Origin of the sequence: Streptomyces sulphureus DSM 40104 (assembly GCF_000381025.1) — a bacterium.
Classification (GTDB): Bacteria; Actinomycetota; Actinomycetes; order Streptomycetales; family Streptomycetaceae; genus Streptomyces; species Streptomyces sulphureus.
In genome coordinates, this window is sequence record NZ_KB905815.1 from 403940 (window position 1) to 423610 (window position 19671).

The 19671-nt window shown below is 70.9% G+C and carries 18 protein-coding genes; 7 read left to right on the forward strand and 11 right to left on the reverse strand.

What is annotated here, in order from left to right; genetic code table 11:
• Positions 1–32: 32 nt before the first annotated feature.
• Genes F603_RS0109880 through ctaC form a run of 3 tightly spaced genes read right to left on the reverse strand, consistent with a single transcriptional unit; the run spans position 33 to position 3114 of the window.
• Complete coding sequence (locus tag F603_RS0109880; protein ID WP_019545846.1) at positions 33–431, reverse strand: cytochrome c oxidase subunit 4; 399 nt, start codon at positions 429–431, stop codon at positions 33–35.
• Positions 428–2155, reverse strand: a complete 1728-nt coding sequence (gene ctaD, locus F603_RS0109885; protein ID WP_019545847.1) for an aa3-type cytochrome oxidase subunit I — start codon at positions 2153–2155, stop codon at positions 428–430. Before ctaD ends, F603_RS0109880 begins: the two co-directional genes overlap by 4 nt.
• A complete protein-coding gene (ctaC, locus tag F603_RS0109890) occupies positions 2152–3114 on the reverse strand; it encodes an aa3-type cytochrome oxidase subunit II (RefSeq protein ID WP_019545848.1) in 963 nt (320 codons plus the stop codon). Before ctaC ends, ctaD begins: the two co-directional genes overlap by 4 nt.
• A 312-nt stretch (positions 3115–3426) precedes the next feature.
• Here ctaC and F603_RS0109895 point away from each other — a divergent pair, with 312 nt between their 5' ends.
• Positions 3427–4818 (forward strand): cysteine desulfurase/sulfurtransferase TusA family protein, encoded by a 1392-nt coding sequence (locus F603_RS0109895; protein WP_026328290.1) that lies wholly within the window; start codon positions 3427–3429, stop codon positions 4816–4818.
• A 69-nt stretch (positions 4819–4887) separates the two neighbouring features.
• On the opposite strand, the gene F603_RS0109900 is transcribed toward F603_RS0109895, so the two are convergent.
• Positions 4888–5862, reverse strand: coding sequence for a carbohydrate kinase family protein (locus F603_RS0109900; protein ID WP_026328291.1), 975 nt, complete (start codon positions 5860–5862; stop codon positions 4888–4890).
• 467 nt (positions 5863–6329) lie between these two features.
• Between F603_RS0109900 and F603_RS0109905 the strand changes: the two genes are divergently transcribed.
• A complete protein-coding gene (locus F603_RS0109905) occupies positions 6330–6887 on the forward strand; it encodes a hypothetical protein (protein ID WP_019545851.1) in 558 nt (185 codons plus the stop codon).
• A gap of 142 nt (positions 6888–7029) precedes the next feature.
• On the opposite strand, the gene F603_RS0109910 is transcribed toward F603_RS0109905, so the two are convergent.
• On the reverse strand, positions 7030–7383 hold the full coding sequence (locus F603_RS0109910) for a HesB/IscA family protein (RefSeq protein WP_019545852.1): 354 nt from the start codon (positions 7381–7383) through the stop codon (positions 7030–7032).
• 364 nt (positions 7384–7747) lie between these two features.
• Between F603_RS0109910 and nadA the strand changes: the two genes are divergently transcribed.
• Both nadA and F603_RS0109920 read left to right on the forward strand, forming a co-directional pair.
• Complete coding sequence (nadA, locus tag F603_RS0109915; protein WP_051096181.1) at positions 7748–8929, forward strand: quinolinate synthase NadA; 1182 nt, start codon at positions 7748–7750, stop codon at positions 8927–8929.
• Positions 8930–8984: 55 nt separating this feature from the next.
• On the forward strand, positions 8985–9884 hold the full coding sequence (locus F603_RS0109920) for a GNAT family N-acetyltransferase (RefSeq protein WP_019545854.1): 900 nt from the start codon (positions 8985–8987) through the stop codon (positions 9882–9884).
• Positions 9885–9942: 58 nt separating this feature from the next.
• Here the strand turns inward: F603_RS0109920 and F603_RS0109925 are convergent, their stop codons facing one another.
• From F603_RS0109925 to F603_RS0109945, 5 genes are all read right to left on the reverse strand, one after another.
• Complete coding sequence (locus F603_RS0109925) at positions 9943–13131, reverse strand: efflux RND transporter permease subunit (protein WP_026328292.1); 3189 nt, start codon at positions 13129–13131, stop codon at positions 9943–9945.
• Between the two features lie 172 nt (positions 13132–13303).
• Positions 13304–13999, reverse strand: coding sequence for a response regulator transcription factor (locus F603_RS0109930; protein ID WP_019545856.1), 696 nt, complete (start codon positions 13997–13999; stop codon positions 13304–13306).
• A gap of 2 nt (positions 14000–14001) precedes the next feature.
• Positions 14002–15258 (reverse strand): sensor histidine kinase, encoded by a 1257-nt coding sequence (locus F603_RS0109935; RefSeq protein ID WP_019545857.1) that lies wholly within the window; start codon positions 15256–15258, stop codon positions 14002–14004.
• 64 nt (positions 15259–15322) lie between these two features.
• Positions 15323–15601 (reverse strand): PspA-associated protein PspAA, encoded by a 279-nt coding sequence (gene pspAA / locus F603_RS0109940; protein WP_016906909.1) that lies wholly within the window; start codon positions 15599–15601, stop codon positions 15323–15325.
• A 118-nt stretch (positions 15602–15719) separates the two neighbouring features.
• Positions 15720–16493 carry a PspA/IM30 family protein gene (locus F603_RS0109945; RefSeq protein WP_211231056.1) on the reverse strand — a complete coding sequence of 258 codons (774 nt, stop codon included), beginning with the start codon at positions 16491–16493 and terminating at the stop codon, positions 15720–15722.
• Between the two features lie 263 nt (positions 16494–16756).
• Between F603_RS0109945 and F603_RS0109950 the strand changes: the two genes are divergently transcribed.
• A complete protein-coding gene (locus F603_RS0109950; RefSeq protein WP_019545859.1) occupies positions 16757–17347 on the forward strand; it encodes a DUF3043 domain-containing protein in 591 nt (196 codons plus the stop codon).
• 56 nt (positions 17348–17403) lie between these two features.
• Positions 17404–18024, forward strand: coding sequence for a methyltransferase domain-containing protein (locus tag F603_RS0109955; protein WP_245600738.1), 621 nt, complete (start codon positions 17404–17406; stop codon positions 18022–18024).
• Between the two features lie 39 nt (positions 18025–18063).
• Here F603_RS0109955 and F603_RS0109960 read toward each other — a convergent pair whose 3' ends face one another.
• Complete coding sequence (locus F603_RS0109960) at positions 18064–18282, reverse strand: hypothetical protein (RefSeq protein ID WP_019545861.1); 219 nt, start codon at positions 18280–18282, stop codon at positions 18064–18066.
• Between the two features lie 136 nt (positions 18283–18418).
• On the opposite strand from F603_RS0109960, the gene F603_RS0109965 reads away from it, so the two are divergent.
• A complete protein-coding gene (locus tag F603_RS0109965) occupies positions 18419–19627 on the forward strand; it encodes a bifunctional adenosylcobinamide kinase/adenosylcobinamide-phosphate guanylyltransferase (protein ID WP_019545862.1) in 1209 nt (402 codons plus the stop codon).
• Positions 19628–19671 lie beyond the last annotated feature (44 nt).

Here is a 19671-nt window from a genome sequence, read left to right on the forward strand (position 1 = left end):
TTGCCAAAAGCCCTGCGGGGCTGCTCTGCGTGCTACTGGGTGCGGTTCACACCGTGGTAGTACTCGAAGACCCAGCCGAAGAGGCCGATCAGCAGCAGCGGCGCGGAGACGAAGACCAACCACCAGCCGATCGCGACGCCCAGGAAGGCGAAGGCGCCGCCGAGGCCGAGGGAGAGCGGCTGCCAGCTCTGCGGGCTGAAGAAGCCCAGTTCGCCGGCGTCGTCCGCGACGTCCGCCTCCTTGTTGTCCTGCGCTCCCGCGTCGACCCTGCGTGCGGTGAACACCAGGTAGAAGCCGATCATCAGCGCCAGGCCGAAGGCGAGGAAGAGAGCCGTCGTGCCGACGGGCTCCTTCGACCAGAGGCCGTAGGTGGCGGCTACCGCCAGGAGAAAGAGGGAGAGCCACAGGAAGAGCGTGCCCTGGATCTTCACTTCCCGGCCTCCTTGCTGCCGGCGAGGGCTTTGTCGTCCCCGGGCTCACCGAGCTCGTCGAGTGCGGCGATCTCGGGGTGGTGCAGGTCGAACGCCGGGGATTCGGAACGGATACGCGGCAGCGACGTGAAGTTGTGCCGCGGGGGCGGGCAGGAGGTCGCCCACTCCAGCGAACGCCCGTAGCCCCAGGGGTCGTCGACCTCGACCTTCTTCCCGTGCTTCGCCGTCTTCCAGACGTTGTAGAAGAACGGCAGCATCGAGAGGCCGAGCAGGAACGAACTGATCGTCGAGACGGTGTTGAGCGCGGTGAAGCCGTCGGCCGCGAGGTAGTCCGAGTACCGGCGCGGCATGCCCTCGGCACCCAGCCAGTGCTGGACGAGGAAGGTGCCGTGGAAGCCGACGAAGAGCGTCCAGAAAGTAATCTTGCCGAGGCGCTCGTCGAGCATCTTCCCCGTGAACTTCGGCCACCAGAAGTGGAATCCGGCGAACATCGCGAAGACGACGGTGCCGAAGACCACGTAGTGGAAGTGCGCGACGACGAAGTAGGAGTCCGAGACGTGGAAGTCGAGCGGGGGCGAGGCGAGGATGACGCCCGTGAGCCCGCCGAAGAGGAAGGTCACGAGGAAACCGACCGTCCAGAGCATCGGCGTCTCGAAACTCAGCGACCCCTTCCACATCGTGCCGATCCAGTTGAAGAACTTCACACCCGTCGGCACCGCGATGAGGAACGTCATGAAGGAGAAGAACGGTAGGAGTACTCCGCCTGTGACGTACATGTGGTGCGCCCAGACCGTCACCGAGAGGCCCGCGATCGCGATGGTCGCCGCAATCAGCCCGATGTAGCCGAACATCGGCTTCCGGCTGAAGACCGGGATCACTTCGGAGACGATGCCGAAGAACGGCAGGGCGATGATGTAGACCTCGGGATGCCCGAAGAACCAGAAGAGGTGCTGCCACAACAAGGCGCCGCCGTTGGAGGCGTCGAAGATGTTCGCCCCGAATTTTCTGTCCGCTTCCAGCGCGAAGAGCGCGGCGGCGAGCACCGGGAAGGCGAGCAGCACGAGCACACCGGTGAGCAGGACGTTCCAGGTGAAGATCGGCATTCGGAACATCGTCATGCCGGGGGCGCGCATGCAGATGATCGTGGTGATGAAGTTGACCGAACCGAGGATCGTACCGAAGCCGGAGAGCGCGAGGCCCATGATCCACATGTCGGCGCCCATACCGGGCGAGCGCACCGCGTCCGAGAGCGGCGAGTAGGCGAACCAGCCGAAGTCCGCCGCGCCTTGGGGGGTGAGGAAGCCGCCGACCGCGATGACCGAACCGAAGAGGTACAGCCAGTACGCGAACATGTTGAGCCGCGGGAAGGCGACGTCGGGCGACCCGATCTGCAGCGGCATGATCCAGTTGGCGAAGCCGTTGAAGAGCGGGGTGGCGAACATCAGCAGCATGATCGTGCCGTGCATGGTGAACGCCTGGTTGAACTGCTCGTTCGACATGATCTGCGTGCCGGGGCGAGCAAGTTCGGCGCGCATGAAGAGCGCCAGCACGCCGCCGACGCAGAAGAAGATGAACGACGTGACCAGGTAAAGGGTCCCGATCGTCTTGTGGTCCGTGGTGGTCAGCCAGGAGACCACGATGTTGCCGGGCCGCTTACGGGGTCGGGCTGGCGCGCCCTCGTCCGTCGCTGCGGCGGCACCCTGGGGTTCGTTGAGGATGCTCACGGGTTATTCGTCTCCGCATTCTTGGCATCGCCCGTGGTGGCGGTGCCCGCCGGGATGTAGCCGGTCTGGCCCTTGTCCGCCAGATCCTCCAGATGCTTCTGGTAGCGCTCCGGGGAGACGATCTTCACGTTGAAAAGCATCCTGGAGTGATCGGCGCCGCAGAGTTCGGAGCACTTGCCCTTGTAAGTGCCCTCCTTGTCGGGGGTGACCTCGAACCGGTTGACGTGGCCCGGGATGACGTCCTGCTTCATGAGGAAAGGCACCACCCAGAAGGAGTGGATGACATCACGGGAGGTCAGGACGAACTGGACCTTCTCGCCCTTGGGCAGCCAGAGTGTCGGGCCCGGGTCGTTGTTCTGGGGGTTCCGCTCGCCGGGGGTGCCGACGTCGTAGACGCCCTCGGCGCCCTCGGGGAAGCTCTTCACCATCCGGTCGGGGATGGCGTCGAGTTCCTTGTCCGAGGTGTTGTCGGACGACTTGTCGCCGTCCACGTCGGCAATGTAGTTGAAGCCCCAGCTCCACTGGTAGGCGACCACGTTGACGACGTGGTCCGGCTTGTCGGAGGTCTCGATGAGCTTGGACTCGTCGCGTGCCGTGAAGTAGAAGAGCACACCGACGATGAGGATGGGGACCACGGTGTACAACGCCTCGAGCGGCAGGTTGTACCGGGTCTGCGGAGGTACCTCCACCTTGGTGCGCGAGCGCCGGTGGAAGAAGGCGCTCCACAGGATCAGGCCCCAGACCAGCACGCCCACGGCGAGGGCCGCAAACCAGGAGCCCTGCCACAGCGAAAGGATGCGTGGCGCCTCCTCCGTGATCGGAGAGGGCATGCCGAGGCGGGGATAGTCCTTGTATGTGCAACCTGTCGCGGTCGCCAGGACCAGGCCCGCGGCCAACGCCAGGTGCAGCTTCCGCCGCATCGGGCGCCGCGACGAGCGGTCGGAGCCGTTGGGACTCACGTAGCGCCTTCCCGAGAGTCTCGCCCGCGTGGTTTGGGCTCGGTCCTCACAGGTGGTCGAGTGCCGGCCCAGGCGCAGGCAGGGTTTGGATGTTTATGCGGACCAAACCCTACTGGACGAGTTTTGGGGCCGTGCGGGGAGGGTGCTCAACGCGCCGCCCGCCACCCCAATGGGGTGGCGGGACTGGGACCTTGTGCGAACTGACGCCGCACCGGATGTCCCGCAAGGCCCCATCGTCCTGTCCCCGCAGGGTACTTGTGCGTCTTCGACGACTCCGTGCACACGCCGCACCGCGCGGAATATCGTGCCCGCGTGCCCTACTTCGACGCCGCCTCGGCCCTCCCGCTCCACCCCGTCGCACGCCAGGCCCTGCTCGCCGCACTCGACGAGGGATGGGCCGACCCGGCCCGCCCGCACCGCGAAGGCCGAAGGGCCAGACTCCTCCTCGACACCGCGCGCGAGACGGCGGCCGAGGCGATCGGCTGCCGGCCCGACGAACTCTCCTTCACCTCCTCGGGAACCCGAGCCGTCCACACCGGCATCGCCGGCGTGCTCGCCGGGCGGCGCAGGGCGGGTCGTCGGATGGTCGTCTCCGCCGTCGAGCACTCCTCGGTCCTCCACGCCGGCGAGGCACTCCAACAGGAGGGCGGGACCGTCGAGGAGGTGAGCGTGGATCGCGCAGGGCGGGTGGACGCGGGCGAGTTCGGCGCTGCCCTGCGCCCCGGTACGGCCCTGGCGTGCCTCCAGTCGGCCAACCACGAGGTGGGCACGGTGCAACCGGTGGCCGAAGTGGCCGAGGAGTGCGCACGCGCGGAGGTCCCGCTGCTGGTCGACGCGGCGCAGTCGCTGCCATGGGGCCGTGCGCCCGGTGGTTGGTCGGTGCTGACGGGCAGCGCGCACAAGTGGGGCGGGCCGCCCGGCGTCGGGCTGCTCGCGGTGCGCAAGGGGGTGCGGTTCTCGCCGCCCGGGCCCGCCGACGAGCGGGAGCGGGGCAGGGCGCCGGGGTTCGAGGATCTGCCGGCGATCGTTGCGGCCGCCGCCTCGTTGCGTGCCGTCCGCGAGCAGGCCGAGGCGGAGGCGGAGCGGCTGCGCGGACTCGTCGAGCGGGTGCGGGCGCGGGTTCCCCAACTCGTCCCCGACGCCGAGGTGGTGGGCGATGCGGTCCACCGGCTTCCGCACATCGTCACCTTCTCCTGTCTCTACGTCGAGGGCGAGGCCCTGCTCCACGCGCTCGACCGGCAGGACTTCAGCGTCTCCTCCGGTTCCTCCTGCACGTCGAGCACGCTGACCCCGAGCCACGTGCTCCGTGCGATGGGGGTGCTCTCGGAGGGCAACGTCCGCGTCTCGCTGCCGCCCGGTACCGCATCGGGCGACGTCGAGCGCTTCCTCGACGTCCTCCCCCGCGCCGTGCGGAGCGTACGGGAGCAGCTCGGCGTTTCCGACGCCGCTGCCGCACCCGCACTTTCGGGGGTGCGGGGGGACGCGGTCACGGTGGACGCGCTGGGGACGTACTGCCCCGTGCCGGTGATCGAGCTGGCGAAGGTGATCGGCGAAGTGCCGACGGGCGGCGTCGTGACCGTGCTCGCCGACGACGAGGCCGCGCGGCTGGACATCCCCGCCTGGTGCGAGATGACGGGGCACGAGTACCTCGGTAGCGAGGGGAACGGCTTCCGCGTCAGGCGCACGGGCCCGCGCGCGGAGTGAACTCCCCCGCGGCGCGGGCCTGTCGACGTGCGGGCCGCCGGGCCGCCGAGTGGCAGCGGCCCGGAGGCGTCACTTCAGCAGCGACTCGATCTCGGAGGCCGCGTCATGGCCGTACGCCTTGGTGAAGCGGTCGAGGAAGTGGGCGCGGTGGAGCTCGTACTCCTGGGTGCCCACGGTCTCGATCACCAGGGTGGCGAGCATGCAGCCGAGCTGCGCCGAGCGCTCCAGGGGCAGGCCCCAGGAGAGGCCGGAGAGGAAGCCGGCGCGGAAGGCGTCGCCGACGCCCGTCGGGTCGGCCTTGCGCTCCTCCTTGGGCGTGCCGACGACGATCGGCTCCTCGCCCTTGCGCTCGATCCTGACGCCCTTCGCCCCGAGGGTGACGACCCGGGTGCCGACCTTGTCCAGGATCTCGGCGTCGGTCCAGCCGGTCTTCGACTCGATGAGGCCCTTCTCGTACTCGTTGGAGAAGAGGTAGGTCGCGCCGTCGGTGAGGTTGCGGATCTCCTCGCCGTCCATGCGCGCGATCTGCTGCGAGAAGTCGGCGGCGAAGGGGATGTCGCGGGTGCGGCACTCCTCCGTGTGGCGCGCCATCGCCTCGGGGTCGTCGGCGCTGATGCAGACGAGGTCGAAGCCGCCGTTGCGTTCGGCGACGCCGGAGAGTTCGATGAGCCGTGCTTCGCTCATCGCGCCGGTGTAGAAGGAGCCGATCTGGTTCTGCTCGGAGTCGGTTGTGCAGACGAACCGAGCGGTGTGCAGCACCTCGGAGATGTGCACCGAGCTGGTGTCGACACCGTGGCGGTCGAGCCAGGCGCGGTAGTCCTCGAAGTCCTCGCCTGCGGCTCCGACGAGGATGGGGCGGGCGCCGAGTTGGCCCATACCGAAGGCGATGTTGGCTCCCACGCCGCCGCGCCGGATGTCGAGGCGATCGACGAGGAAGGAGAGCGACACCGTGTGGAGCTGGTCGGCGACCAGCTGGTCGGAGAATCGCCCGGGGAAGGTCATCAGGTGGTCGTTAGCGATGGAACCTGTGACTGCAATGCGCACGAAATCTGCTCCTGAGAGACGGATGGCGGCCGCAAACAACGCTACCCCCTCCCCTCACAGATTCGAACAGGGCGTAACTACCAGATAGTAGGGCCTTCCGGACCGGGTTTGGTCTGCGTAACGTCTCCGCCATGGAGCAAAAAACCAAAACCGTACATCTGGCCGGAGGGTCGGAGTCGCTTGAGCAACTCCTCGGTGATTGCGCTCAGATGGCGAGGGAGTGGCCCCGCGGCCCTGAGCCACCGCGGCTGGTCGCCGGGGCCGCAGCCGGAGCCGTCGGAGCCCCCTGGAGCCGGGCCTCCGCCGGCTCGGTCGGGGTCGTCGACGGCCTGTCGGGGTACGGCGTCTGACGTTCCGGAAGGCGCGCCGCCCCAACTGCCGGGAACCGCACGGCTTTCCGCTCCGTCCCACCTGCGTCGCCCCTTCGAGGGGGACGGAAAGAGCAAGCGAGGCCGAAGGAGCACGGCGTGCCTACGACAGACCACTCCCCCCAGCCTGCCAGCGACGACGAGCCCCAACCGGCCGCCGGGAGCCGGCAGTCCGGGCGCAGGCGCGGCCTCGTCGCGACGGCGGCCGCCGCGGTACTGCTCGCCGGCGGCGGCGGTTACTGGGCCGCCGCGGCGAACAATTCCTCCGAACCGCCGCAAGGAGCCTCCGGGTCCCAGGAGCAGACCGGAGCCGACGTCGGCCCGGGTGCGGGCGCAGGCAAGGGCAGCGAGGCGGGTGCGGACCGGAAGCCGGAGAAGGGGAAGCCGTGGCGGGCGGTCGACTCGTACCGCGTCGACGGACGGACGCTCACGGTCACCTTCACCGGCGGTGTCTGCGAAAAGTACCGGGCGCAGGCGAAGGAGACGGACGAGCGCGTCACCGTCGCAGTGAAGCCGGAGAAGCAGGACTCGAAGAAGGTCTGCATCAAGATGGCGAAGAAGCGCTCGGTGAAGGTCGCACTCGAAGGAGGGCTCGGTGAGCGCGAGGTGATCGACGCGCGCAGCGGGAACCCGCTGCCGCGGTCGGCCGCAGGCTGAGGGCCGCGGCCCGCCAGCTCCCCGGCGACTGGGGAAGCCGGGGTGGAAAGACGGCGAGGGCGGCGGGCTCCTGGTGGGGGGAGCCCGCCGCCCTCGTCGGTGACGGCTGCGGCCGGGTGGCTGCACCCGGCGTCGCGCTCGTTCAGTGGAAGGAGTCGCCGCAGGCGCAGGAGCCGGTGGCGTTGGGGTTGTCGATGGTGAAGCCCTGCTTCTCGATGGTGTCGACGAAGTCGATGGATGCGCCGCTGAGGTAGGGGGCGCTCATGCGGTCGGTGACGACCTTCACGCCACCGAAGTCCTTGACCACGTCGCCGTCGAGCGAGCGCTCGTCGAAGAAGAGCTGGTACCTCAGGCCGGAGCAGCCGCCGGGCTGCACCGCGACGCGCAGCGCGAGGTCGTCGCGCCCCTCCTGGTCGAGCAGGCTCTTGACCTTCTCCGCGGCGGCGTCGGACAGGATGATGCCCTCGCTTACAGCGGTCTCGTCCGAAACGGACATGCACTCTCTCCCGGGTTGTACGGACTGCTCTTTACCGTCAGTTGTCAACCGACGGTGCCCCGGATTCATTCCAGGCACGGCACGAGTTTCCGACGTTTTCTCGGAGCCCACGGGGTCCTGAGACGTTCTGCTGTTCTGCCGCTTCTTCATGCTCGCACACGAGACGGTGGCGCGGGAACGCGTCACTTCGACGCTAGGGGCATCGTCGAGGTGACGTGAAGCAGCTATCATGGATCGCGTCACTTAGACGAAAAGGGGCCATGTCACACACGCCCCTCCCGAGCCCTCAGAGTTGGCCCGCGAGACCCGTGCGGCCAGCAGACCTCACAGAGAAAGGGTGGGTGCCGTGAACACCGCCCAGCCCATGGACGTGACCCCGACCCCGCTCGCGCTGCTGCTCCTCGGGCGCGAGGCCGACCCGGCGAGCGAGCGCGGCGTCGACTGCCCCGGCGAACTGCCGGCCTCCTCCGATCCGGACCTCGTCGCCAGGGCGCGCGCCGCCAAGGAGAAGCTGGGCGAGAAGGTCTTCATCCTCGGCCACCACTACCAGCGCGACGAGGTCATCGAGTTCGCCGACGTGACGGGCGACTCCTTCAAGCTCGCCCGGGACGCGGCGGCGCGGCCCGACGCCGAGCACATCGTCTTCTGCGGCGTCCACTTCATGGCCGAGTCGGCCGACATCCTCACCTCCGACGCGCAGCAGGTCATCCTCCCCGACCTCGCGGCCGGCTGCTCGATGGCGGACATGGCCACCGCTGAGCAGGTCGCCGAGTGCTGGGACGCGCTCACCGACGCGGGCGTGGACGAGGCGACGGTGCCCGTCTCGTACATGAACTCCTCGGCCGACATCAAGGCGTTCACCGGGCGCCACGGCGGCACGATCTGCACCTCCTCCAACGCGCGCCGCGCCCTGGAGTGGGCCTTCGCACAGGTTCCCGAGGACGGCGAGGTTCCCTCGAAGGTGCTCTTCCTCCCCGATCAGCACCTCGGCCGGAACACCGCGGTCCGGGACCTCGGCATGTCCCTCGAGGACTGCGTCGTCTACAACCCGCACAAGCCCAACGGCGGCCTCGCACCAGAGGAGTTGCGCAATGCGCGGATGATCCTCTGGCGCGGCCACTGCTCGGTGCACGGACGCTTCTCGCTCGACTCCGTCGAGGACGTGCGCGCCCGCATCCCCGGCGTCAACGTCCTCGTCCACCCGGAGTGCAAGCACGAGGTCGTGGCTGCCGCCGACCTCGTCGGCTCGACGGAGTACATCATCAAGGCACTCGACGCGGCGCCCGCCGGCTCGAAGTGGGCGATCGGCACCGAGCTGAACCTGGTCCGCCGGCTCGCCAACCGGTACGCGGAGCAGGGCAAGGAGATCGTCTTCCTCGACCGCACCGTCTGCTTCTGCTCCACGATGAACAGGATCGACCTGCCGCACCTCGTCTGGGCGTTGGAGTCGCTCGTGGAGGGCCGGACGGTCAATCGGATCAGCGTGGACGAGCAGACCGAGCACTACGCCAAGCTCGCCCTGGAGCGGATGCTGGCACTGCCCTAGGAAGCTTCGTCACCTCGCATCGTCGGGATGCGGCCGCACCGCCTAATCTCGACGCATGCTGCTGCGCCCCGTCCAGGACAGTGAGGACGACGCGGAGTTGCTCCGCTCGCTCGCCGTCGCCGCACTCTCCCCGGGCAACGCGCTCGACGGGCAGCCGCCCACCGAAGCGGCCGCCCGCCGCCGGGCCGGGCGGTGGCGGGAGAGGGCGCGGCACCTCGTGCGCACCGATCCGGCGGGGAGTTGGATCGCCGAGGTGCACGAGGGCGGGCGCAGCCGCCCGGTGGGGGCCGCGCAGTCGGCGATCCGTGAGGGAACGTGGGGGCTGGCGCTCCTCGCCGTCGTGCCCCAGGCCCGGGGGCGGGGCGTCGGCAAGGCGCTGCTGGAGCGCACGAGGGAGTACGGGCGCGGATGCCTGCGCGGGATGGTCCGCTGCTCGCACCACCCGGCGGCGGCCCGCAGCTATGTGCGGGCCGGCTTCGCCCTCCACCCGACGGTGCGGCTGGAGGGGACGCTCACGGCGAGCGGACGCGCTGGGCTTCCCCCGCCGGACGGCGTCGTCGAGGGGAGCGGCGAGCACCGGGACCTGAGGGACTCCGTGGACCGGCTCGTGCGCGGCGGCGCGCACGGTGCGGACCACGAGCTGCTGCTGCGACAGAGCGCCCTCTTCGTCGCCGACGACTTCGCGGGGAGCGGGTACTGCTACGTCGACCCCGAGCGCGGCAAGGTGGAGCTGCTCGCGGCGACGTCGCGCAGGCTCGCCGTGCGGCTGCTCTCGGCGGCACTGCTCAGCCTGCCCGAAGGGTCCCGGGCGAGCGTCCACGGTCTCACCGCTGAGCAGCAGTGGGCCCTCGACGTCGGAGTCCGTGCCGAACTGCCGCTGGAGGCAACCGGGTTCGTCTGCGTGCGGGGGATGCGGCCGCCCTCCCCTTACGTTCCGTCGGACGCCTTCCTCTGAACGACGCGGCCCCGCCCCGGCGGTGCGCCGGAACGGGGCCGCATGGGCGTCCTGCGGACTAGGCGGAACCCGCACCCGCGGGCTGGGGCTCGCGCGGCTGCTCGCCGGGGCCGCCCTCCGGGCCGCCGTCGGACGGGCCCTGGCCCTCGCCGCCCTCGCCCGAGCCGGGCTCGGTCCCGGCGCGCTTCGCGGCCTTCTTCGCCGCCCTGCGCTCCTTGCGGAGCTCGACCATCGCGTAGAGCGTCGGCACGAGGAGCAGCGTGAGCAGCGTCGAGGTGATCAGGCCGCCGATCACCACCACGGCGAGCGGCTGCGAGATGAAGCCGCCGTCGCCCGTGACGGCGAGCGCCATCGGCGTCAGGGCGCAGATCGTGGCGAGCGCCGTCATGAGGATCGGCCGCAGCCGGTGCCTGCCGCCCTCGATCACGGCCTCGATCACGCCGTAGCCGCGGTCGCGGTACTGGTTGACGAGGTCGATCAGGACGATGGCGTTGGTGACGACGATGCCGATGAGCATCAGCATGCCGATCATCGCCGGCACGCCCATCGGCGTCCCGGTGGCGACCAGCAGCCCCACCGCACCCGTCGCCGCGAACGGGATCGACACCAGCAGGATCAACGGCTGGATCAGCGACCGGAACGTGGCGACGAGCAGCATGAAGACGATCGCGATCGCCGCGAGCATCGCGAGGCCGAGCGAGGCGAACGCCTCGTCCTGGTCCTGCGAGAGGCCGCCGATCTCCGCCGAGGCGCCGTTCGGGAGGTCCAACCCGTCGACGGCGGACTGGAGCTCCGTCGCGACCTCCCCGGTGTTCTCCGCCGTCGGCTTGGCGGTGATCGTCGCCGCGCGGGCGCCGTCGATCCGCGTCATCTGGACGGGGCCCTCGACCGTGCGCACCTCGGCGACGTCGCCGAGCTTCGCCTTGCCGACCGGCAGCTTCTTCAACTCGGCGACGGTCGTGGCCGGTTCGGCGGAGCGGACCATGATGTCCCGCTCGGTGTCCTCGAGCACGGCGGTGCCGGACTTGGTGCCGCCGATCGCCTGCGCGACGGCCTGGCCGAGCGCCGCGTCGTTGAGGCCGAACCGGGCAGCCGAGTCCTTCGCCGTGACCGAGACGCGCGGCACCGACTGCGCGAGGTCGCTGGTGACGTCGGTGACGCCGTCGAGGCCCGCGACCTCCTTGCGCACCTGCTCGGACGCCTTCGTGAGCGCGTCGCGCTCGCCCGCCTTGACGACGATGCTGAGGTCCTGGCCGCTGAAGCCGTCCCCGGCGGCGACCTTCGTCTCACCGGCCGAGGAGCCCAACTCGTCGAGCCCGTTGCGGATTTCGTCCTGGAGCGCGTCGGCGTCCGCGCCTTCGTCGAGCTTGACCTGGTAGGAGGCGTGGTTGGTGTCGGTGCCGCCGCCGAAGGCCGCCATGATGCCCGAGGAGCCGACGGTGACCTGGTACTCCTCCACGCCGTCGAGGCCCTCGAGGAGCTTCTCGATCTTCTTCGCCTGACGGTCGGCCGCGCCGAGGCTGGTGCCGGGCGCGAGCTCCTGGTCGACGGTGAGCTGCTGCTGCTCGCCCTGGTCGAAGAAGTTGGTCTTCAGCAGCGGAGCCATGCCGAACGTACCGAGCAACACGGCGACGGCGATCACCAGGCTGGTGACCCGGCGCCGGGTCGCGAAGCGCAGCACGGGCACGTAGATCCGCTGAAGCCTGCTCCTTGCCTCCTGCTCCTCCGCCTTGGCTTGCTGTTCCTCGGGGCTGAGCCCGCGGTGCGACGCGGGCACCCGCAGGAACCAGTACGAGAGCACGGGCACGACGGTGAGCGAGACCACCAGCGACGCGAGGAGCGCGACGGTGATGGTGAGCGAGAACCCGCCGAAGAGGGCCCCGACCATCCCGCCGACGAAAGCCATCGGCAGGAAGACGGCGACGGTGGTGAGCGTCGAGGAGGTGATGGCGCCCGAGACCTCCTTGACGGCGTCGAGGATGGCGCGCTGCCGTTCCTTGCCGTAGCCGAGGTGCCGCTTGATGTTCTCCAGGACGACGATCGAGTCGTCGACGACGCGGCCGATGGCGATCGTCAGCGCGCCCAGCGTCAGCATGTTGAGCGAGAGGTCCTGCGTCCACAGCACGATGAGCGTGAGCAGCACGGAGAGCGGGATCGAGACCGCCGTCACCAGGGTCGACCGCAGCGAGAGGAGGAAGATCAGGATGACCACGACGGCGAAGACGAGGCCGAGGAGCCCCTCCGTCGTCAGCGACTCGATCGACGTGGAGACCTGCGGACCCTGGTCGGCGACGACCGAGAGGTGCGCGCCTGCCCCCAACGCCTGCTGCAGCTCGGGGAGTTTCTCCTCGACGGACTCGGAGATGCCGACCGCGCTGCCGTCGGTGTCCATCGTCATCGCGACGGAGAGGCTGCGCTCGCCGTTGGTGCGGGTGAGCGAGGTGGCGGTGTCGGAGACCTGGCGGACCGAGGCGACGTCGCCGACCGCGACCGTGTCGCCGCCCTCGCCCGGGACCTGGAGCTGCTCGATCTCCTTGAGGGAGCCGAAGCCCGAACCGACCTGCACCGTACGGTTCTTGCCGTCCTCATCGAATGCGCCGGCCGGCACCGAGGCGCCGCCGGCCTCCAGGGCCTTGGAGAGGTCGGCGGGGGTGAGCTGCGCCCGCGCGAGCTTCGCGTCGTCGGGCGTGACGGCGACGACCTGGTCCTGCACGCCGTCGACGGTGACCTGCCCGACGCCGTCGATCTCCTTCAACTCCGGTACCACGGCGGTGTCCAGGGCTTTGCCGAGCGCCTGCTGGTCCTTGGTCTCGGAGGTGGCGGCGAGCACGACCGTCGGGATGTCGTCGGTGCCGCCCGAGACGACCTGCGGGTCGACACCCTCGGGGAGCTGCGCACGTGCCCGGTTGACGGCCTTCTCGATGTCGGAGGCGACCTGTTCCGAGCGGTCGCCGTAGTCGAACTGGGCCATCACGACGGCCGAGCCCTCGCTCGCCGTGGCGGTGACGCCCGTGACACCGTCGACGCCCTGGATGCCGTCCTCGAGCGGTTCGACGACCTGCTTCTCGACGACATCGGGCGAGGCGCCCTGGTACGGCGCGATCACCGACACCATGGGCAGGTCGATGGACGGCAGAAGCTGCTGCTTGAGCTGGGGGATGGCGATGGCGCCGAAGGCGACGGCGACCACGGCCATCAGCGCTATCAACCCCCGCTGTACAAGGCTGATTCTGGACAGCCAGGTCATGTGCGGCCGGCCCTCTCTCGGGGTTCGGGTTCGGTCCCGTGCGGCAACGGCACCGCACGCGGGCGCAGTTGAGCGCCCCCTATACCCTCCACCATCGCCGCGGCGGGACGGTCCGCCCCCGGTGCCCTTCTTGCCGCGGCCATGTACTACGAGCGCAGTACTGAGCTCCGCCCTACCGCCGCGGGCTGACGAGTCCGCTCTCGTACGCGGCGACGACAAGCTGCGCGCGGTCCCGTACGCTCAACTTGGCCATGGTGCGGTTGACATGGGTCTTCACCGTCAGCGGCGAGACCGTGAGGCGGGCGGCGATCTCGTCGTTGGAGAGGCCGCCCGCGACGAGGACGAGCACCTCCCGCTCCCGCACCGTGAGCGCCTGGAGCGACGCCGCGTTCCAGCGCTCCTCCCCTCCCTCCTCGACGTGCGGTGCCGCCGGGTGAGGGCTCTGCGAGAGGAAGCGCTCGATGAGCCCCTTCGTCGCCGACGGCGAGAGCAGCGCCTCGCCGCGCGCCGCCGTGCGTACGGCGGCGAGGAGTTCGGCGGGCTCGGCCCCCTTGCCGAGGAACCCCGACGCGCCGGCGCGCAGCGCCTGCACGACGTAGTCATCCGCCTCGAAGGTGGTGAGGACGACGACCTTCACCTCGGCCAGGTCCGGTTCCGCACTGATCTCCCGCGTCGCCGCGAAACCGTCGGTGCCCGGCATGCGGATGTCCATCAGGACGACGTCCGCGCCGCGCTCGCGCACCAGCGCCACCGCCTCGGCACCGTCGGCCGCCTCACCGACGACCTCCATGTCCTCCTCCGAGTCGACGAGGACGCGGAAGGCGCTGCGCAACAGCGCCTGGTCGTCGGCGAGTACGACGCGGATCATCGTCAGTGCACCTCCGGTGCGTGCGCGCCGCCCTCGAGCGGCAGCCGGACGTGGATGCGGAACCCGGTGTGCGGCAGCGGTCCCGTCCGGCAGCTTCCACCGAGCGCGGCCGCGCGCTCCCGCATCCCGACGAGCCCGTGCCCGCCGCCCTCCTCGCCCGCGCCCGCGGTGGCCGGCGCGCCCGCGCCGTCGTCCTCGACGGTGACCTCGACGGCTCCGTCGGCGGCTGCGATGCGGACCTCGGCGCGGGCGCCGGTGCCCGCGTGCTTCTGCACGTTGGTGAGCGCCTCCTGCACGACGCGGTACGCCGTGAGGTCGACGGCCGAGGGCAGGGTGCCGCTCTCGCCGCGGGACGCGGGCACCTCCGCCAGGTCGAGCTCGACGTCGACGTGGAGACCGGCGCGGCGGAACCCGTCGACGAGGTCGCCGAGGACGTCGAGCCCCGGCGTCGGCTCCGTCGGCGCGCGGCTCTCGCCGGACTGGCGCAACAGGCCCACCGTCGCCTGGAGTTCGCCGAGCGCGTGCCGGCTCGCCTCGCGTACCTGGGAGAGTGCCTGCTTCGCCTGGTCCGGGCGGCTCTCCATGACGTGCGAGGCGACGCCCGCCTGCACGTTGACGAGCGCGATGTGGTGCGCGACGACGTCGTGGAGCTCCCTGGCTATCCGCATCCGCTCCTCCGCGACCCGGTGCCGCGCCTCCTCCTCCCGCGTCCGCTCGGCCCGCTCGGCCCGCTCCCTGATCGCGTCGACGAACGCCCGCCGGCTGCGCACCGCGTCGCCCGCCGCGACCGCCAGCCCCGTCCAGGCGAGCATGCCGAGGTTCTCCTGCATGTACCAGGGACGCGGTCCGAAGAGCAGCGTCCCGACCGTGAGCACGCCGACCGTCCAGGCACCGACGCGCAGACTCGTCGCGCGGTCCGTGCGGTTGGCGACCGTGTAGAGCGAGACGGCGGCGGCGAGGAAGACCGGCGCGAGGTGCTCGGCGCCCGCATCGCTCCGCGCGTCGAGGACGAGCGCGAGGGTGGCGACGAGCGTGGTGACGCAGAGCACCCGGAGCGGGGCGCGGCGCCGCAGCAGCAGGGCGGCCGAGGCGAGCGCCGCGAGCACCACGGACGCTGCGCCCACCTCGCGCTCGCCGAACCGGGGCTTGCCGTCCGGGCCGTGGGGTTCCGTGGCCGCGCCGAGCAGGATCGCGACGAAGACCACCGCCGCGAGGAGCGCGTCCACGGCGAGCGGGTGCGCCCGCAGCCACCGGCGCACGGACTCAAGCGGTGCGCCTGCGCTCTGCGTAGTGGTCACGGAAGAGGCGTGCGGCGGGCGGCGGTCAGCCGGGGATGAGTCCGTCGTCGCTGAGCAGCTCGCGCACCTCGTCGAGGCTCGCCTCGGGGGACGGGAGGATCAGCTCGGACGGTTCGAGGGCGTCGTCGGGGAGCGGGGCGCCGAGGCGGCGCACGGCGTCGAGCAGCGCCTGGAGGGTACGGCGGAACCCCGGGCCGTCGCCCGTCTCCATCTCCTCCAGGAGTTCGTCGTCCAGCTTGTTGAGCTCGGCGAAGTGGCTGTCGTCCAGCTTCACCTGGCCCTCCCCCATGATCCGTACGATCACGTCGGGTCTCCTTCTCGCGCGGGGCCCTCGGGGCCTTGCCGGGTCGGTCCGCTGCGGCCTGCTCCGACCGCGCGGGAGGTGGACGGGGTGCGGCCCGGGAAGCGGGCCGCCCGGTGCCTCACTGCTTGTCGAACTTCGGGCTCTCCTGCTGGCCGCCCTCGATCGCCTGCTGCCCGCCGCCGCTGTCGCCGCCGGCGAGCTCGGACTTCATCCGCTGGAGTTCGAGTTCGACGTCCGAACCGCCGGAGATGCGGTCGAGCTCGGCGGAGAGGTCGTCCTTCGCCGTGCCCGTCTGGTCGTCGAGGGCGCCGGAGGCGAGGAGCTCGTCGATGGCTCCCGAACGGGCCTGCATCTGGGCCGTCTTGTCCTCGGCACGCTGGACGGCCATGCCGACGTCGCCCATCTCCTCGGAGATGCCGGAGAACGCCTCGCCGATCTGCGTCTGCGCCTGGGCCGCCGTGTAAGTGGCCTTGATCGTCTCCTTCTTGGTGCGGAAGGCGTCGACCTTCGCCTGGAGGCGCTGCGCGGCGAGGGTGAGCTTCTGCTCCTCGCCCTGGAGCGTCTCGTGCTGGGTCTGGAGGTCGGTCACCTGCTGCTGGAGGGCCGCACGACGGGAGAGCGCCTCCCGTGCCAGATCCTCGCGGCCGAGCGAGAGCGCCTTCTTCCCCTGCTCCTCCAGCTTCCCCGACTGCTGCTCCAACTGGCTCAGTTGGAGTTCGAGGCGCTTGCGCGAGGTGGCGACGTCGGCGACGCCGCGGCGGACCTTCTGAAGCAGCTCGAGCTGCTTCTGGTACGAGTAATCGAGCGTCTCGCGAGGGTCCTCGGCCCGATCCAGGGCCTTGTTGGCCTTCGAACGGAAGATCATCCCCATACGCTTCATGACACCGCTCATGGGCCTCTAGCGCCCCCTTCGTAACGACTCGACTGACCGACTCGACGCCTCAGCACATCTACTGGGACCCAAGGGTACGGGTCCGCTTTCCATTACCGCACCGTCCGGGCCCTGATCGGCTCCTCCTTGAGGACGATCAACCGCGTGCGCGTCAGGCGCGGGGAGTAGCCGCACCGCGCAGCGTCGGCTGCTGCACACGGTGTTGCCGGATCGTGCCCTTATGCAGTCGGGAGGCGTCGCGCGGCACACCGTACCCTTGTCGTGTGTTCCGAAGCCGTACGAAAGAAGGGCAGGTCTCGACGCCCGTCGACGCCGAGCCCACGCAGCCCCGTGACCCGGAGGCCCCGAAGGGTCGCCCCACGCCGAAGCGCAACGAGGCCCAGCCGCAGCGCAGGTCGTTGACGAAGGCGCCGGCCAACCGCAAGGACGCCGCACGCCGCCAGAAGGAGGCGCGCAGGACGGCCCTCGCCAAGCAGCGCGAGGCGCTCGCCAGCGGTGACGAACGGTACCTGCCCGTCCGCGACAAGGGCCCCGTGCGCCGGTTCGCACGGGACTTCGTCGACTCCCGCTGGACGGTCGCCGAGCTCTTCCTGCCGATCGCCGTGGTCATCCTCGTGCTGAGCATGATGCCGTCGATGCAGTTGAAGAACATCTCGCTGCTGCTGTGGCTCTTCGTGATCGTGCTGATCGTGATCGACTCGGTCGGCATCGCGATCCGCCTCAAGCGCCGGCTGCGCGAGAAGTACCCCGACGAGCCGAAGCGCGGCGCCGTAGCCTACGCGCTGATGCGGACCCTCCAGCTCCGCCGGATGCGCCTGCCCAAGCCGCAGGTCGCTCGCGGCGAACGGCCCTGATCCGGCAGGAGCTGGTCGCCCGGCAGCTCGACGCGCAGATCGCGGCCCACTTCGAGGTGGGTCGCAGGCTGCGGGTGCTCGACGTCGGGCTCGGCCACGGGACGCAGGCGCTCCGCCTGGCCCGTGCCGGACACCGGGTGACCGGCCTGGAGAGCGATCCGGAGCGGCTCGCGCAGGTGGAGAGTGCCGTATCGGCGGAGCCCGAGGGGATACGCGAGCGCTTCCGCACGCTCGCGGCCGGCGGTCAGGACACGGGCGCCCACTTCCTGCCCGGCACCTTCGACCTCGTCCTCTGCCACGACGCGCTGCCGCTGGAGGCCGACCCGTCGACCACGCTCGCGGGTCTGGCCCGGGTCCTCGACTCGGGCGGCCTGCTCTCGCTGGTGGTGGAGAACGCCCTCGCGGCGCCGATCCCGCACGCACGCGCCGGCCGGTGGGACGCCGCGCTCGCCGAATTCGACGGCCGGGACCGGCCGCTCCTCGGCGTCGCGGAGCTGGAGTCGCTGCTGGAGAGGATCGGCACCCCGGTGGAGAACTGGTTCGGGGTGGAGGTCTTCGCGGCGGAGGACGCCCCTGCCGACGACGAGCGGTTGCTCGCCGTCGAGGAACGCGCCGGGCGCACGGAGCCGTACCGCAGGCTCGCGGGACGGCTCCACCTCTGCGCGGTCCGCGGATGACGCACGGCCCGTGCCCGCACGCGGGCACGGGCCGGTCGGTCAGCCCTCGGCCGCCTGCTCGGCGTGGAGGCTCATCGGCCCGTAGACGGTCGTGCCGTCCTCCTCGAGCACCACTTGGTCGGCACCGCCCTCCACGAGGTCGCGCCACGCCTCACCGAGCCACGACTCGGCGTCGCCCTGGGTGGTGAACTCCTCGGGCTCCACGGCCGGTTCGACCTGAGTGCCGTCGGTCTTCTCGAACCGCCACGTCCATGCCATCGGTGCCTCCCCGCACTCTGCGATACGTGCTGTCCGCAGCCTAAGCGCTCCCCGGGGTACGGCGCCGGTACCCCGGGCGCGCAGCAGAAGAGGGGCCCGGCGCGCACGGCCCCGGCCGGCAGGGGACGATCGGGGCGTGGAACTCACACTCCTCGGCACCGCGGCTCCCGAGGGCCTGCCCCGCGTCGACTGCCCCTGCGCCAACTGCTCGACGGCCGTGGGGCCGGAGGCGAGGGCGGCGACCTCGCTGCTCGTCGACGGCACGCTGCTGCTCGACCTCACGCCGGGACCCGCGTTCGCCGCCGCGCGGGCCGGCCACTCGCTCACCGGCGTACGGCAGGTCCTGCTCTCGCACCCGCACGAAGGGCCCGCGCTCGGGGTGCCGGCCGGACTGCCGGCGCCGGTACGAGTGCCGGACGGGCAGGACCTCGCGCTGATCAGCGGCCACCGGGTACGGGCCCTCGCGCTCGACTCGCCCGGCACCGGCTACCTGGTGACGGGGCCCGAGGGCGCCCGGCTGCTCTACCTCCCGCCCGGTGCGGCTCCGGCCGCGCCGGCGGAGCAGGAGGTCGGCGAGTGCGAGACCGCGGTGCTCGACGTCGTGGGGCGGCCCGACGCGCTGGCACGGTTGCGCGAGGCGGGCCTCGTCGGTTCCTCCACGGACGTGCTCGCCGTCCACCTCGACGACACGGTGCCACCGGGGCGCGAACTCCGCCGGCGCCTCGCCGCTGCGGGGGCGCGCGCGGTGCCCGACGGCACGACCGTCACCGTCGGCGCGTACCCCTGGGACCCCGAATCGCCCGGGCTGCCGCGGCGGACGCTGGTCCTCGGCGGGGCGCGCTCGGGCAAGTCGGTCGAGGCCGAGCGACGGCTCGCGGCATGGCCGGACGTCGTCTACGTCGCCACCGCTGGGCGCAGGTCCGACGACACGGACTGGGCGAGCCGCATCGCCGCGCACCGGGAGCGCCGTCCTTCGAGTTGGCGCACCGAGGAGACGTACGACCTGGTGCCGTTGCTGGAGGCCGAGGGGCCGCCGCTGCTCGTCGACTGCCTCTCGCTGTGGCTGACGCGCACGATGGACGAGATCGGCGCCTGGGACGACTCGCTCTGGGCCAAGCGCGGCAAGGCCGAACTGGGCGCGCGCCGCGAGGAGTTGGTCGCCGCACTGCGCGCTACGCGGCGCACCGTCGTCAACGTCAGCAACGAGACGGGGCAGGGTGTCGTGCCCGCGAGCCCCTCGGGGCGGCGGTTCCGCGACGAGCTGGGGCGGCTCAACGCCGCTGTGGCGGGCGAGTCCGAGCACGTGCTGCTGGTGGTGGCCGGGCTCCCCACGGTCCTGCGCTGACGCGCCAACACCCGTACCGGCTCGGGTGGTTGGCCGCAGCGCGC

What these genes read in the sequence shown, in the direction of transcription:
- F603_RS0109910 (WP_019545852.1), bottom strand. Translation starts at nt 7,383, where the DNA reads ATGTCCGTTTCGGACGAGACCGCTGTAAGCGAGGGCATCATCCTGTCC.
- nadA (WP_051096181.1), top strand. Translation starts at nt 7,748, where the DNA reads ATGGACGTGACCCCGACCCCGCTCGCGCTGCTGCTCCTCGGGCGCGAG.
- F603_RS0109920 (WP_019545854.1), top strand. Translation starts at nt 8,985, where the DNA reads ATGCTGCTGCGCCCCGTCCAGGACAGTGAGGACGACGCGGAGTTGCTC.
- F603_RS0109925 (WP_026328292.1), bottom strand. Translation starts at nt 13,131, where the DNA reads ATGACCTGGCTGTCCAGAATCAGCCTTGTACAGCGGGGGTTGATAGCG.
- F603_RS0109930 (WP_019545856.1), bottom strand. Translation starts at nt 13,999, where the DNA reads ATGATCCGCGTCGTACTCGCCGACGACCAGGCGCTGTTGCGCAGCGCC.
- F603_RS0109945 (WP_211231056.1), bottom strand. Translation starts at nt 16,493, where the DNA reads ATGAGCGGTGTCATGAAGCGTATGGGGATGATCTTCCGTTCGAAGGCC.
- F603_RS0109960 (WP_019545861.1), bottom strand. Translation starts at nt 18,282, where the DNA reads ATGGCATGGACGTGGCGGTTCGAGAAGACCGACGGCACTCAGGTCGAA.